Raw genomic sequence first — 15,970 nt, 5'->3', positions numbered from 1 at the left:
TGGAGGCAATGATTGATTTTTTTACTGCTGACAATTTAATCTTTTTACTACAAGGAGCTGGTAAGTCATTATTACTAGCTGCCTGTGCTTTGATATTTGGTTTGATCTTAGGTGTTTTAGGTGCGGCAGCAAAAATCTCTAAACATAAGATATTAAGAATTATTGGTAATATTTATGTAGAATTGATTCGTGGAACGCCGATGTTATTACAAATTTTATTTTTATATATTGCTTTTCCTTTATTAGTAAGAGCAATTACAGGTGAAAGATTTGTTCCTGATCCATATGTTTGTGGAGCTATTGCAATGAGTATTAATAGTGGGGCATATTCAACAGAACTAATTCGTAGTGGAATAATGGGTGTTGATAAGGGACAATGGGAAGCTTGTGAAGTTTTAGGATTAAATTATAGTCAAACAATGAAATTAGTTATTTTACCACAAGCATTTAAAAGAATCATCCCGCCTATTGTTAGTGAGTTTATTACATTAATTAAAGATTCATCATTGATTTCAGTTTTAGGGGCAACAGAATTGTTGTATTCTGCTCAAATTTTAGGGGCTAATACATTTAATTTAATTCCGCCTTTATTGTTTGCAGCAGTATTTTATTTATTTATGACGTTGACAACATCTTATTTTGCAAGAAAGATAGAAAGGAAGTTATCTGTAAGTGATTAAAGTTAAGAATATTGTAAAACAATTTAAAGATTTAAAAGCTGTAAATGATGTTTCCTTAGAGATTGAAAAAGGCGAAATTGTTTGTTTGATTGGGCCTAGTGGAAGTGGAAAAAGTACAGTTCTTCGCTGTATCAATGGTTTAGAAATTCCTGAAGCTGGAGAAATTTATATAAATAATCAGTTATTAGATAGTAATAATTCTCAGGAATTTAAAAAACTTCGTGGGAAAATGGGGTTTGTTTTCCAACATTTTAATTTATTTCCTCATAAAACTGTTTTAGAAAATTTAACTTTAGCTCCAATTCAGGTTTTAGGGTTAGATGAAGAATCAGCTAAACAAAAAGCATGTAACTTATTGCAACGAGTAGGATTGTTAGAAAAAAAAGATGAATATCCAAATAAACTGTCTGGGGGACAAAAGCAAAGAGTAGCTATCGCTAGGGCTTTGTGTATGGATCCTGAAGTAATGTTGTTTGATGAACCTACAAGTGCCTTGGATCCTGAAATGGTTATTGAAGTATTGGAAGTAATGCAAGAATTAGCTCAAGAAGGTATGACGATGGTTGTAGTAACTCATGAAATGGGATTTGCAAGAACAGTTGGAGATCGGGTTGTCTTTTTAGAAAGTGGAAAAATTGTTGAAGATAGTTCATCAAAAGAATTTTTCACTAATCCTAAATCAGAACGTGCTAAAGACTTTTTGAGTAAGGTGATGCATTAGTGAAAATTGATTTATTTGATGTTGAAGCCTGGATGACTGAACATGAAGTTGATTATCGTTATAATCTTGCAGAAACATGTGTTGCTTCAATGAGTATTAATGATTTATTGGAAATGGTAGAGGAAAAAGAAACTGTAATAAAAAATTTATTTGATACAAAATTAAATTACGGTCCAATAACTGGTAGTGTTCGTTTACGAAAAGGGATTGCCAAATTATATCAAACTGGTGATGCAGACAATATCACTATTAGCCATGGATGTATTAATGCTAATGAATTAGTATTAATTTCTTTGTTGGAAAAAGGGGATCATATAATTACCATCACTCCAACATATCAACAAATGTATTCTTTTCCTGAATCATTTGGAGTAGAAACTAGCTTAGTTGAGTTAGATGAGGAAAATGATTGGTTACCTAAATTAGAGGATTTTGAAAAAGAAATTAAGGAAAATACTAGAATGATTTGTTTGGTTAATCCAAACAATCCTACAAGTACAAAATTTTCTAAAGATTTTTTATTAAAATTGATTGCAATAGCTAAAAAACATAATCTATATATTCTTTGTGATGAAGTTTATCAAGGCTTAGGTCAAGATGAAGTATCAGTGAGTGATTTATATGATTTAGGAATTTCTACTAGCAGTTTGTCTAAAGTTACCTCATTTGCTGGTCTTAGGGTAGGATGGATAAAGGCGGATAAAGAGATTATTAAAATAATAAATGATCGGCGAGATTATCATATTATTTCAACTGGATATATAAATGATTATTTGGCTGCTATTGTAGTTGAAAATTATGATAAGATTATAAAAAGAAGTAGAAATATTATTAATACTAATCGGCAAATTTTAATTGAGTGGCTAAATAATGAACCTTTGGTTGACTGTGTTGTTCCTGAGGTTGGGACTATTGCTTTTTTAAGATATAAGTTACCAATTAAGTCGAGAGATTTGTGTGTTGAGTTACAAAAAGATACTGGAGTATTTTTTGTTCCAGGAGCATGTTTTAATCAAGAGTATTGTCTTCGTTTTGGGTTTGCTAATAAAAGTGAAGATATTAAAGCTGGTTTAGAATTATTTTCTAAGTGGTTACATAACAAAGTAAAATGATTTACTGCTTTTTTATAAGTGATAGTTTTGATTTAATTAAGATATCAAATTCTAAAAAAAGAGACTAACCAATATATTGATTAGTCTTTTTATTTCAAAAACTTAAGTAATTTTACATATTAATAATTATATTAAACTTTTAATTTAATCCATTCTTACTTTTTTTAAAATATATTAAATCTGTTGCCTGTATGCCATTTTCTATGATTTCTTTTGGGTAATAATCTAAAAAGAAATTTTCAATTCGATGACTATAAATATAGCCTAAACGAGTATAAAAAGTAATATTTTCAAAACTTGAATTTGCAGTTCCAATTAGAAATGTATCATAAGTATTATAGGTTGATTCAATAAATTTAATTAATGCTTTAGCATAACCATGACGACGATATTCAACTAAAGTTAAGATATTTTTAATTTCTACTTCACCATTAATGATTTCAACAGCAATAAATGAAACTGGTTCATTATTAATATAATAACCATACAATGTACCATGTTCTAAATAATCTCTTACTAAGTTGATATTAGGATCACTTTCTGTCAAAAGAAGATCAAAATCCATTTTATTTTTTATTTCTCTTATCATTATTTTCACTTCCTAAATCGTATTATAACAAAGTTTTATTTAATATTAAAGAATATCATTATATGTTATACTGATGTTGTGGAGGTTTAAGATATGAAAAAATTATTGATTTGTTTAATAATGTTGTTTTTAGTATCTGGATGTTTGGGAGCTAATGAAAATAATCAGAAAAAAGAGACAATTATAAAAGAAGAAAAAATTGAAAAAAAGAAAAAACCAGTTCATACTAGTATAAAATTAAGTTTTGCAGGTGATTGTACATTAGGTAATTATGCCAGTCAGGCATATGATGGGTCATTTAATCAAGAGTATGAAAAACAAGGAAAAGATGCTACATATTTTTTTAAGAATGTTAAGAGTATATTTGAAAATGATGATTTAACAATTGTTAATCTTGAAGGTCCATTAACAAGTGCAACATCTCATGTTGAAAAACAATTTCCTTTTAGTGGTCCAAAAGAATATGTGGATATCTTGACTAATGGCAGTATTGAACTTGTATCATTAGCAAATAATCATTCAGAAGATTATTATACACAAGGTATGAAGGATACAAAACAAATACTTGATGAAAAAGAAATTGGTTATTTTGGCTATGAGACAACATGTATTAAGGAAGTTAAGGGAATTAAAATTGGTTTTTTAGGATATCGTTCAATGTCTTTATCAATGAATAATGAAAAGGGTAGAGCAGCAATAAAGGCAGCGATAGATGATTTAAGAAATAATCAGGGTGCAAATGCAGTTGTTGTATTTTATCATTGGGGAATAGAACGTGAATATTATGCTAATAGTGATCAACGTGAATTAGCAAAATTTACGATTAATAGTGGTGCTGATTTAGTAATGGGTTCTCATCCTCATGTAGTTCAGGGAGTTGAAGAATATAATGGTAAACAAATTGTTTATTCTTTAGGGAATTTCTGTTTTGGGGGTAATCGTAATCCTAGTGATACAGATTCTATGATATATTCTATTACAATGAACTTTACAGATGGCAATTATATTGATGATAGTCATGAAATTATTCCATGTTCAATTACTTCAGTTAAAGGAAGAAATAATTATCAGCCAATGATTTTAGAGGGTAGTGAAAAGCAAAGAGTGTTAGATAAAATTCAAAAATATAGTTATTAAATTTTATATTATCTTTGATTTTTTAATAAATAGGTAAAATTTAATTGTATATTAAGGATTCTATAATCTGGAATACTAGCATTTTTAATTTTTGTATACTGGAATTTATAAAACATTCATTTCCTCCTTTCATTAAAATAGTAGTGATTATTTACTATTTTATCATGTACATATTTTTAATTCGTCTCAAATTTGTATTAATATAATCTTATTTTCTGATTATTTTTAGGAGAAATATTTGATAGTTGAATATAAGTTTTTATATTGATGGTAAGATTTGAAAATAATTAAGTCGAAAATAAATTGTTTTGATAGTAAATGCTTGAATCTTGAATCAATAAATGATATTATGCAAATAGTTATACGACTGACGGAAGTGGAATTAACCACAGGGAGTATAATCATGGAAGAGCCGACCGTCTGGGCAAGAGTCTGGATAAGTGTGGGCTCTTTTTTAATTCTAAGGTTTAGTGTTACATTGTTTTTTAAACAAGGGTACAGGTTGAGAAAAATGATGAAATATGGTATAAATTAGTTATGTTTTTATTTGAATAAATACTGACCTTAGGATCTATATGAGAAATTATAATTGAAAGGGTGGCGTTATGTTAACTGATGTTGAAATTGCACAAAGTGCAAAGATGAAACCAATTAGTGAAATTGCTCAAAAACTTGGTTTAGAAGATGATGATTTAGAATTATATGGTAAGTACAAAGCTAAGATTGCTTTAGAAGCAATTAATAGATTAGAAAATAATCCTGATGGGAAATTGGTTCTTGTTACTGCAATCAATCCTACTCCAGCTGGGGAAGGAAAAACTACAACGATGATTGGATTATCTCAGGCATTAAATAAATTAGGGAAAAAATCAGTTGTAGCAATGCGTGAACCATCACTAGGTCCATGTTTTGGAATTAAAGGTGGAGCTGCTGGAGGAGGATACGCTCAAGTAGTCCCAATGGAAGATATCAATTTACATTTTACTGGTGATATTCATGCAATTACTGCTGCTAATAATCTTATTGCTGCAATGCTTGATAATTCGATTCATCAAGGAAATCCATTAAATATTGATGTACGTAATATTGTTTGGAAAAGAGTTGTAGATTTAAACGATCGTGCTTTACGTAATACTATATGTGGACTTGGTGGTAAGCTTAATGGTGTTCCTCGTGAAGATGGATTTGATATTACGGTTGCAAGTGAGGTAATGGCTATTTTATGTCTTGCAACAAGTCTTGAAGATTTAAAAGAACGAGCTGGAAAAATGATTGTTGCATATAATTATGATGGTAATCCAGTTACTGTAAATGATATTGAAGCTACTGGTGCAGTTACCTTGTTATTAAAAGATGCAATTAAACCAAACTTAGTACAAACATTAGATCATACGCCAGTTTTTGTTCATGGGGGACCATTTGCTAATATTGCTCATGGATGTAACTCAGTTATGGCAACTAAGCTAGCAATCAAATTAGGAGATTATGCAATTACTGAAGCTGGATTTGGTGCTGATTTAGGGGCTGAAAAATTCTTAGATATTAAATGTCGTCAAGCAAATCTTGATCCTCAAGCAGTTGTGATTGTTGCAACTGTTAGGGCATTGAAGATGCATGGTGGAGTAGATAAAAAAGAATTATCAACAGAAAATCTTGAAGCTTTAGCAAAAGGAATTAAAAATTTAGAAAAGCATATTGAAAATATTGCTAAATATAACTTACCTTCAGTTGTTGCAATCAATGCTTTTCCAACTGACACTGAAGCAGAATTACAATTATTAAAAGATACATGTAATAAAATGGGTGTTGATGTAGCTATTTCTAAAGTATGGGAAAAAGGTGCTGATGGTGGAATTGAACTTGCTGAAAAACTATTAGAAATCTTAGACACTAAAGAAGCTAATTATCAACCTTTATATGATTTAGATTTATCAATCAAAGAAAAAATTGAAACTATCGCAAAAGAAATTTATGGTGCTGATGGGGTCGTATTTGATAAAAAAGTATTAACAAAGATGAAAAAATATGAAGCACAAGGATTGGCTAATTTACCAATCTGCGTGGCTAAGACACAATACTCTTTATCTGATCAACCAACTCTACTTGGTCGTCCTAGTGGTTTTACAGTTAAGATCAACGATCTTATCCCATCTGCTGGAGCAGGGTTTTTAGTAGCTATTTCTGGAAGTATTATGAGAATGCCAGGGTTACCAAAACGTCCAGCAGCTGTTAATATGGACATTGATAAAGATGGTAAGATAGTAGGCTTATTCTAAAAGTGACGCATGTCACTTTTAGTGGTTTAAAAAGAAAGGAAGAAATTATGAAAGTAGCAATTATTATGGGTTCTACTAGTGATTTAAGTAAAGTTGAACCAGCAATTGAAATTTTGAAAGACTATGGTGTTGAAGTAAATGTTAGATGCTTATCAGCACATCGTGCTCACTTGGGGTTAAGTTCATTTATCAAAGAAACAGAAACCGATGGAACAGAAGTGATTATTACAGCAGCAGGAATGGCCGCTGCTTTGCCTGGGGTTGTTGCTTCTCAAACAGTACTACCAGTAATTGGTGTACCAATTAGTGGAGCTACATTAGATGGTATGGATGCGTTATTATCAATTGTTCAAATGCCTTCAGGAATTCCTGTAGCTACTGTAGCAATTAATGGAAGTAAAAATGCTGCTTATTTAGCTTTACAAATCATGGCAATCAAACATGATAGTATTAAAGAAAAATTAGTCGCTTATCGAAAAGATATGGAAATTCAAGCAATGAAAGCTAATGAAGAAGTTATTGAAAAATATAAATAAAAGTAAGAGGAGAAATTAGAAAATGGCTGAATTATTATATGAAGGAAAAGCAAAACAAGTTTATTTAACTGATAAAGATGATGAATATTTAATTCATTATAAAGATGATGCAACTGCTGGTAATGGAGTTAAGCATGATCAATTTGAAGGTAAAGGAGTTTTAAACAATACAATTTCTTGTATTATCTTTGATATGTTAGAAGAAGCTGGAATTAAAACTCATATGATTAAAAAATTAAATGAACGTGATATCTTAGTTAAAAAAGTAGATATTTTTCCATTAGAAGTAATTATTAGAAATATTACTACAGGATCTTTCTGTAAAAGATTAGGTGCACCTGAAGGGGTTGTTTTAGAAGAACCAATTTTTGAAATTAGTTATAAAAATGATGATTATGGAGATCCATTAATTAATGAAGATCATGCTGTAGCTTTAAAATTATGTACAAGAGAAGAATATAATTTTATTAAACAAGAAACTTTAAAAATTAATGAATTATTAAAAGAATTTTTCTTAAGCTTAAACTTAAAATTAGTTGACTTTAAAATTGAATTTGGTAAAACACCTGATGGTGAAATCTTATTAGCTGATGAAATCTCTCCAGATTCTTGTCGTTTATGGGATGTTGAAACTAACCAAAAATATGATAAAGATGTATTTAGACAAGATATTGGTGATTTAATCGAAACTTATAAAGCAGTATTAGCAAGAATGCAAAAATAATAAAGGAGATAAATGATGGATTACAAAAAGGCTGGAGTAGATATTGAAGCAGGATACAAGTCAGTTGAATTAATGAAAAAACATGTAAAAGAAACAATGAGACCTGAGGTTTTAGGAGGACTTGGCGGTTTTGCTGGAGCATTTGATTTAAGTGCAATCAAAGATATGGAGGAACCTGTTCTTTTATCAGGAACTGATGGATGTGGAACAAAGGTAAAACTTGCTTTTGTAATGGATAAACATGATACAATTGGAATTGATGCAGTTGCTATGTGTGTTAATGATATTACATGTTCAGGTGGAGAACCATTGTTCTTCCTTGATTACATTGCATGTGGTAAAAATTATCCTGAAAAAATTGCAACGATTGTAAGTGGTGTTGCTGAGGGATGTAAACAATCTGGATGTGCTTTAGTTGGTGGTGAAACAGCTGAACATCCTGGATTAATGCCTGAAAATGATTATGATTTAGCTGGGTTTGCAGTTGGTGTCGTTGATAAAAAAGATATTATTAATGGTGAGAATATTAAACCTGGGGATGTTTTAGTAGGAATCGCTTCAAGTGGTGTTCATAGTAATGGATTTTCATTAGTACGTAAAGTTTTTGAAATGAATAAGGAAACATTAGATACATATTATGATGAACTTGGTAAAACACTTGGTGAAGCTTTGATTGAACCAACTAGAATTTATGTAAAAGCACTTAAGAATGTTAAAGATGCTGGTGTGAAAATAAAAGGATGCAGTCATATTACTGGTGGTGGATTTGATGAAAATATTCCAAGAATGCTACCAGAAGGAATAAAAGCAATTGTAAAAAAAGATAGTTATAAAGTACCTGCAATCTTTGAACTGATTGCTAAAAATGGTAACATTGCAGAGGAAATGATGTATAACACATTTAATATGGGACTAGGTATGGTTATTGCATTAGATCCAGCTGATGTTGATAAAGCAATGGTGGCTATTAAAGAAGCTGGGGATGAATGTTATGTTGTTGGAAATATTGAAGCAGGAGATAAAGGAGTGCAATTATGCTAAAAATTGCAGTCTTTGTTTCGGGTGGTGGAACAGATTTGCAATCAGTCATTGATGCCGTTGAAAATAACAGCATCAATGGTCAGATTGTATTAGTTATTTCTAATCGTAAAAATGCATATGGGCTTGAACGTGCTAAAAAAGCGGGAATTGAAACTGCAGTGGTACGTAAAGATGATGAATTGATTGTAAAAATGTTAAAAGAACGAGATGTTGATCTAGTTGTTTTAGCGGGATATTTAGCAATTCTTACAGATGTATTGATTGATGCTTATCCAAATAAAATTATTAATATCCATCCTTCTTTGATTCCAGCATTTTGTGGACCAGGGCATTATGGAATGCATGTTCATGAAAAGGTTTTGGCACGAGGAGTAAAAGTAACTGGAGCAACAGTTCATTTTGTTAGTAAGGAAGTTGATGGGGGACCGATTATTCTTCAAGAAACATGTAATATTGATGATTTAGATAATGCTGAAGATATTCAAAAACGAGTATTAGAAATTGAACATCGTATTTTACCTAAAGCTGTTGCTTTATATTGTGATGGTAAAATTATTGTTGAAAATGAAAGGGCTAAGGTGATTTAAAATGAAAAGAGCATTAGTTAGTGTTACTAATAAAGATGGTATTGTTGATTTTTGTAAAGGCTTAGTGGATTTAGGTTTTGAAATTGTTTCAACTGGAGGAACAATGGCTAAATTACAAGCAGAAAATGTACCATGTATAGCAATTGATGATGTAACAGGATTTCCAGAAATCTTAGATGGTCGAGTTAAAACTTTACATCCTAAAGTTCATGGTGGATTATTATTCCGTCGTGATTTACAAGAACATGTTGATACAGTTGAAAAGATGGATATTCAACCAATTGATGTTGTTTGTGTTAATTTATATGAATTTGAAAAGGCTTTAAAAGCTGGTAAACCAATGGAAGATATGATTGAAAATATTGATATTGGGGGACCATCAATGATTCGTTCAGCAGCAAAGAATTTTAAAGATGTTTTAATTGTTACTGATCCTGCTGATTATGATAGTGTTTTAACTGCAATCAAAGATAAAACTGATGATTTTGATTTTAGATTAAATCTTGCATATAAAGCATTTTCAACTACAGGTGCTTATGATGCGATGATTTCTCGTTATTTTGCAGGTGTTGTAGGAGATGATTTCCCAGATACTTTAAATATTTCATTAAAGAAAACTGAGCATTTACGTTATGGTGAAAACTCTCAACAAAGAGCTAATACTTATGTTGATCCGTTTGTTCAAGAAACTTTATTAGATTATGAACAATTACATGGTAAAGAAATTTCATTTAATAATGTTAATGATTTATATGGTGCTATTGCTGTAGTTCGTGAATTTAAAGATCAAATCGTTACAGCAGCAATTAAACATTCAACACCTTGTGGTGTTGCTATTGGTAAAGATGGTTATGATTCTTATATGAAAGCTTATGAAGCTGATCCTCAAAGTATTTTTGGAGGAATTGTGGCAGTAAATTACAAAATTGATAAAAAAACTGCTGAAGAAATGCATAAGATTTTCTTAGAAATTGTAGCTGCACCTGATTTTGATGATGATGCTTTAGAAGTATTGAAGAAAAAGAAAAACTTAAGAATCTTAAAACTTAAAAATTTATATGTTCGTGAAGCTAAATATGATATTAAATATTTAGAAGGTAAAGTATTAGTACAAGATATCAATACTGAAATGATCAAAGAAATGAATTGTGTAACAGATACTAAACCAACAGAAGCTCAACTTACAGATATGGAATTTGGTATGCGAGTTGTTAAGTTCGTAAAATCTAACGCTATTTGTATTGTTAAAGATGGTGTTACATTAGCTGTTGGTGGTGGACAAACATCAAGAATCTGGGCTTTAGAAAATGCGATTATTAATAATAAAGATAAAGATTTTAATGGTGCAGTTCTTGCAAGTGATGCTTTCTTCCCATTTAGCGACTGTGCTGAAGTAGCATATAAAGCAGGAATTGGTGCGATTGTTCAACCAGGGGGATCAGTTAGAGATCAAGATTCAATCGATTTCTGTAATGAAAAGGGTATCCCAATGGTATTTACTGGATACAGACATTTTAGACATTAATAGAAAGGCCTAGAATATATGAAAGTACTTGTAATTGGTAGTGGTGGTCGTGAACATGCCATTGCTTATAAATTGAATCAAAGCAGTAAGGTAGATAAAATCTATGCGATTCCAGGAAATCCAGGAATTGCTAAAATTGGTGAATGTATTAGTGGTAATGTTGAAGATAATGAAATGATTGTTAATTTTGCTAAAGAGCATAAAATTGATTTAACTGTTATAGGACCAGAAGTACCACTTTGTAATGGTCTTGCAAATGATTTAGAGGCAGCTGGACTAATGGCATTTGGTCCAACTAAACGTGCTGCTACATTAGAAGGCAGTAAAGCATTTTCAAAAGATTTTATGATTAGACATAATATCCCAACTGCTAAATATAAAGAAGTTAATAGTTATGATGAAGCAATTGAGGCAATCAATGAATTTGATTATCCATTAGTTATTAAGGCTGATGGTTTAGCAGCTGGAAAGGGGGTTGTTATTGTTGACAATCTTGAAGATGCTACTGCTACTTTAAAAGAAATGATGATTGATGGAAGTCTTGATGGTGCTGGAAGTAAAGTTGTTTTAGAAGAGTTTTTAACAGGATTTGAATGTTCGTTACTTTGCTTTACCGATGGTGAAACAATCGTTCCAATGGTAAGCGCTAAAGATCATAAACAAATCTTTGATGGAAATATTGGTCCTAATACTGGTGGGATGGGTACTGTTTCACCAAATCCCTTTATGCCTGAGGGTATGGATGATGTAATTAAAACAGATATTCTTGATCCTTTTATGCAAGGGGTGAAAGATGATAATATGGATTATCGTGGTGTTGTATTTATTGGTTTAATGATTGAAGATGGTAAAGCGAAAGTATTAGAATTTAATGTTCGTTTTGGGGATCCAGAAACACAATCAATTATGCTTCGCTTAGATAGTGATCTATATGATATCATGGTAGGTTGTGCTACAAAAACTTTAAAAGATGTTAAGGTTAAATGGAATGATCATCATGTTGCTTGTTTAGTCCTTTCAAGTGGAGGATATCCAGGTAATTATCAAAAAGGAATTGAAATAAAAAATATTGATGACTGTGATGACTGTGTTATTTTCCATGCAGGGACAGCAATTAAGGATAATAAATTAGTTACTAGTGGTGGTCGTGTTTTAAATATTTGTGCTACAGGAGCGTCTCTTGATGAGGTTCGTGAAAAAGTTTATACAGTAGCTAAAAAGATTGATTTTGAAGGTAAATATTACCGAAGCGATATCGGACTTAGATAGGGGGATAAATATGAGTGATGTAAAGCGTATCTATGTTGAAAAAAGAGCAGCGTATGCAACAGAAGCAAACGAAATTAAACATAATTTAATTGAACAATTGGGATTAGAAATTGATACATTAAGAATTATCAATCGTTATGATGTTCAAGGTGTCAATGATGATATCCTAAAACAAGGGATCAACACTATTTTAGCTGAACCAATGGTAGATGATGTTTATCAAGAAGAATTTCCTACTAATGATCAAGAAGCAATTTTTGCAATTGAATTTCTTCCTGGTCAATATGATCAAAGAGCAGATTCATGTGAACAATGTTTTGCTATTTTAACAGGTAATACTAGTGCAAAAGTTAAATGTGCACGAGTATTTGCAATTACTTTTAAAGGTAATAAGGATGAAGTTCTAACAAAGATTCAAAACTTTTTAATTAATCCTGTTGATCAACGTCTTGCTAGTCTAGAAAAACCAGCTGATTTAAATGATGTTGCACCAGAAATCAAACCAGTGCCTACGATCAATGGATTCAATGAATTAGACAAAGCGGGTCTTGAAAAGTTCTTAGCTGATAATGGCATGGCAATGAATTATGAAGATTTAAAAGTAACTCAAGATTATTTTAAAAATGAAGAAAAAAGAGATCCAACAGAAACGGAATTAAAGGTATTGGATACATACTGGTCTGATCACTGTCGTCATACTACATTTGCAACAGTTATTACAGATTTAGATATTGAAAGTGGAGCTTTTAAAGAAATCTTAGAAAAAGATATTGAAAATTATAAAACAAGTAGACATTTAGTTTATGGAATAGATACTAAGCGACCTTTAACTTTAATGGATTTAGCAACTATTTCAATGAAAGAGTTACGTAAAACAGGTTATTTAGATGATTTAGAAGTATCTGAAGAAATTAATGCCTGCTCAGTTGAAATTACAGTGCATACAACTGATGGAGATGAACAATGGTTATTGATGTTTAAAAATGAAACACATAACCATCCAACTGAAATCGAACCATTTGGCGGAGCTGCTACTTGTTTAGGTGGGGCAATTCGTGACCCATTATCTGGACGTGCTTATGTATATCAAAGTATGCGAATTACAGGGGCTGGAGATCCTCGAAAATCACTAGAAGAAACAATGGCTGGTAAATTGCCTCAACGTAAATTATGTCAAGAATCAGCTCATGGTTTTTCATCTTATGGTAACCAAATTGGGTTAACTACAGGTTATGTTCATGAAATTTATGATGACGGATATGTAGCTAAAAGAATGGAGTTAGGAGCAGTTGTTGCAGCGGCACCAAAAGAACAAGTAAAACGTCTAGAACCTTTAAAAGATCATATCGTTTTATTGATTGGTGGTCGTACTGGACGTGATGGTATTGGAGGGGCAACAGGTTCTTCTAAATCTCATGATGTTAAATCAATTGAAACAGCTGGTGCTGAAGTTCAAAAAGGTAATCCAGTTGAAGAAAGAAAAATTCAACGTCTATTTAGAAATAAAGAAGTTAGTGAAAAAGTTGTTCGCTGTAATGACTTTGGAGCTGGTGGCGTTTGTGTTGCTGTTGGTGAATTAGCACCAGGTTTAGTAATTGATTTAGATGCAGTTTTGAAAAAATATGAAGGATTAACAGGAACTGAGTTAGCGATTTCAGAATCACAAGAACGTATGGCTATTGTAATTGATGAAAAAGATGCTGATTTTATTAAAGCTGAATGTGCTAAGGAAAACTTAGAAGTAGTTCAAGTTGCAGTAGTTACTGATCAAAATAGATTAGTGATGAAACATATGGGTGAAGATATTGTCAATATTTCTCGTGATTTCCTTGATGCTGCAGGTGCTAAGCGTTATCAAGATGTTAAAATCACTTTACCAGATTTTGAAAAAACACCTTTTGATAAACAGTCACAAACTAATTTTGTTGAAACTGTAAAAGAAACTTTATCAAAATTGAGTGTTGCTTCACAAAAAGGGTTAATTGAAAGATTTGACTCTTCGATTGGTAATGGAACAGTATTATCACCATTTGGTGGAATTAAGTATCATACTGAAACTGAAGGAATGGCTGCTTTAATTCCAGTGCTAGGAAAAGAAACAACAACTGCTTCAATCATGACTTATGGTTATAATCCATTAATTTCAAAATGGTCACCATATCATGGAGCAATATATGCAATTGTAGAATCAGTGGCTAAGATTGTGGCAATGGGTGGAAACTATCATACAATTAGATTCTCATTCCAAGAATATTTTGAAAAACTTTTAAATAATCCAATTACTTGGGGAAAACCAACAGCAGCTTTATTAGGTGCTTATCGTGTTCAAAGTGCTTTAAAATTAGCTTCAATTGGTGGAAAAGACAGTATGTCTGGATCTTTTGAAGATTTACATGTACCACCAACTTTAGTTTCTTTTGCAATTACAAGTGGAGATGTTGATGATATCATGACTCCAGAAATTAAAGAAACTGGTCATGTTTTAGCTGAAATTATTATTAATAAAGATCAATATCATGTGTTTGATTTTGATCATCTTCAAAAACAATATGATGCTATTATGGAATTAATGAAAAATAAGAAAATCTATAGTGCTTATACTGTAAAAGATGGCGGTGTTATTGAGGCTGTTAGTAAAATGGCTTTTGGTAATGGTGTTGGTGTAGCTTTTAATAATGAAAATAGTCTTGAAAGTTATGTAGTACGTGATTATGGTAATATTATTATTGAGGTTAAATCTGAAAAAGATTTAGGTATTTTTGATAATTATCGTATTGTTGGTACTACTAATGATAGTGAATTATTATCTTATGGTGGTGAAACAATTTCATTAGATGAAGCTTATGCAATTAATAAAGCACCTTTAGAAAATGTTTATCCAACAAGAGAAAAAGCACCTACAAATGAAATCAAAGTAGCTGCTTGTAAAACAAGATCTCAAATTAAACCAAAGGTAATTGTTGAAACACCTTTAGTCGTTATTCCAGTATTCCCAGGAACTAACTGTGAGTATGATTCAAAACGTGCTTTTGAAAAAGCTGGTGCTAAAGTACAATTGGTATTAATTAGAAATAAAACAGAACAAATGCTTAAAGATTCTATTGATGAATTAGAAGCTGCAATTAAACAAGCGAATATTGTAATGTTACCTGGTGGATTTAGTGCTGGTGATGAACCTGAAGGTTCTGGTAAATTTATTGCTACAGTGTTAAAGAATCCAAGATTGAAAGCAGCAATTACTGATTTATTAGATAATCGTGATGGATTAATGATTGGTATTTGTAATGGATTCCAGGCTCTAGTTAAATTAGGGTTATTACCATATGGTAAGATTCAAGAAATGTCTAAAGATGATCCAACTTTAACATTTAATACAATTGGTCGCCACGTATCACAAATGGTTGATACACGAATTGGTAGTGTTAAATCTCCTTGGTTAAAATATGTAAATGTTGATGATATTCATACAATTCCAGTAAGTCATGGAGAAGGGCGTTTTGTAGCTCCAAAAGAAGTAATTGAAGAATTATTTGAAAATGGTCAGGTATTCTCTCAATATGTGGATCCTAATCGTAAAGTTACAATGCAGACTCCATATAATCCTAATGGTTCTATGTATGCAATTGAAGGAATTGTTTCTAAAGATGGGCGAGTTATTGGGAAGATGGGACATAGTGAACGTCAAGGTGAAAACCGCTTTAAAAATGTTTATGGTGAAATGGATCAAAAATTGTTTGAAGCTGGTGTAGATTATTTTAAAGGTGGAAAATAGA

Annotated in this window: 13 protein-coding genes and 1 riboswitch; of the genes, 12 read left to right on the top strand and 1 reads right to left on the bottom strand. The window is 31.3% G+C overall.

Features of this window, described 5'->3' with window-relative positions; genetic code table 11:
- Positions 1 to 8: 8 nt before the first annotated feature.
- From BMW96_RS06480 to BMW96_RS06470, 3 genes are read left to right on the top strand one after another with little or no spacing between them, the layout of a single operon-like run.
- Entirely contained in the window at positions 9 to 680 is a 672-nt protein-coding gene (locus BMW96_RS06480) for an amino acid ABC transporter permease (RefSeq protein WP_180320328.1), read from the top strand.
- Positions 673 to 1,401, top strand: coding sequence for an amino acid ABC transporter ATP-binding protein (locus tag BMW96_RS06475; RefSeq protein WP_092353685.1), 729 nt, complete (start codon positions 673 to 675; stop codon positions 1,399 to 1,401). The genes BMW96_RS06480 and BMW96_RS06475 overlap by 8 nt, the downstream gene beginning before the upstream one ends.
- The gene (locus tag BMW96_RS06470; protein ID WP_092353682.1) at positions 1,401 to 2,513 is read left to right on the top strand and encodes an aminotransferase class I/II-fold pyridoxal phosphate-dependent enzyme; all 1,113 of its coding nucleotides are present in this window, start codon (positions 1,401 to 1,403) and stop codon (positions 2,511 to 2,513) included. The genes BMW96_RS06475 and BMW96_RS06470 overlap by 1 nt, the downstream gene beginning before the upstream one ends.
- 139 nt (positions 2,514 to 2,652) lie before the next feature.
- On the opposite strand, the gene BMW96_RS06465 is transcribed toward BMW96_RS06470, so the two are convergent.
- Positions 2,653 to 3,102, bottom strand: coding sequence for a GNAT family N-acetyltransferase (locus tag BMW96_RS06465; protein ID WP_092353680.1), 450 nt, complete (start codon positions 3,100 to 3,102; stop codon positions 2,653 to 2,655).
- A gap of 93 nt (positions 3,103 to 3,195) precedes the next feature.
- On the opposite strand from BMW96_RS06465, the gene BMW96_RS06460 reads away from it, so the two are divergent.
- From BMW96_RS06460 to BMW96_RS06420, 9 genes are all read left to right on the top strand, one after another.
- Positions 3,196 to 4,239, top strand: a complete 1,044-nt coding sequence (locus BMW96_RS06460) for a CapA family protein (protein WP_092353678.1) — start codon at positions 3,196 to 3,198, stop codon at positions 4,237 to 4,239.
- A gap of 353 nt (positions 4,240 to 4,592) precedes the next feature.
- A riboswitch (ZMP/ZTP riboswitch) is annotated at positions 4,593 to 4,672 on the top strand.
- Positions 4,673 to 4,844: 172 nt separating this feature from the next.
- Positions 4,845 to 6,515, top strand: coding sequence for a formate--tetrahydrofolate ligase (locus tag BMW96_RS06455; RefSeq protein ID WP_092353676.1), 1,671 nt, complete (start codon positions 4,845 to 4,847; stop codon positions 6,513 to 6,515).
- A gap of 47 nt (positions 6,516 to 6,562) precedes the next feature.
- The gene (gene purE, locus BMW96_RS06450; protein ID WP_092353674.1) at positions 6,563 to 7,051 is read left to right on the top strand and encodes a 5-(carboxyamino)imidazole ribonucleotide mutase; all 489 of its coding nucleotides are present in this window, start codon (positions 6,563 to 6,565) and stop codon (positions 7,049 to 7,051) included.
- Positions 7,052 to 7,073: 22 nt separating this feature from the next.
- A complete protein-coding gene (gene purC, locus BMW96_RS06445; protein ID WP_092353672.1) occupies positions 7,074 to 7,775 on the top strand; it encodes a phosphoribosylaminoimidazolesuccinocarboxamide synthase in 702 nt (233 codons plus the stop codon).
- A gap of 15 nt (positions 7,776 to 7,790) precedes the next feature.
- Positions 7,791 to 8,816, top strand: coding sequence for a phosphoribosylformylglycinamidine cyclo-ligase (gene purM / locus BMW96_RS06440; protein WP_092353670.1), 1,026 nt, complete (start codon positions 7,791 to 7,793; stop codon positions 8,814 to 8,816).
- Positions 8,810 to 9,403 (top strand): phosphoribosylglycinamide formyltransferase, encoded by a 594-nt coding sequence (purN, locus tag BMW96_RS06435; RefSeq protein ID WP_092353668.1) that lies wholly within the window; start codon positions 8,810 to 8,812, stop codon positions 9,401 to 9,403. The genes purM and purN overlap by 7 nt, the downstream gene beginning before the upstream one ends.
- Position 9,404: 1 nt before the next feature.
- Positions 9,405 to 10,928: a bifunctional phosphoribosylaminoimidazolecarboxamide formyltransferase/IMP cyclohydrolase gene (gene purH / locus BMW96_RS06430; protein ID WP_092353666.1), complete on the top strand. Its 1,524-nt coding sequence runs from the start codon at positions 9,405 to 9,407 to the stop codon at positions 10,926 to 10,928.
- 18 nt (positions 10,929 to 10,946) lie between these two features.
- On the top strand, positions 10,947 to 12,197 hold the full coding sequence (gene purD / locus BMW96_RS06425; protein WP_092353664.1) for a phosphoribosylamine--glycine ligase: 1,251 nt from the start codon (positions 10,947 to 10,949) through the stop codon (positions 12,195 to 12,197).
- Between the two features lie 10 nt (positions 12,198 to 12,207).
- Positions 12,208 to 15,969 carry a phosphoribosylformylglycinamidine synthase gene (locus tag BMW96_RS06420; protein WP_092353662.1) on the top strand — a complete coding sequence of 1,254 codons (3,762 nt, stop codon included), beginning with the start codon at positions 12,208 to 12,210 and terminating at the stop codon, positions 15,967 to 15,969.
- Position 15,970: the final 1 nt, after the last annotated feature.

Source organism: Thomasclavelia cocleata, assembly GCF_900102365.1.
Classification (GTDB): Bacteria; Bacillota_I; Bacilli_A; order Erysipelotrichales; family Coprobacillaceae; genus Thomasclavelia; species Thomasclavelia cocleata.
This window is presented reverse-complemented; position numbering and strand designations above follow the sequence as displayed.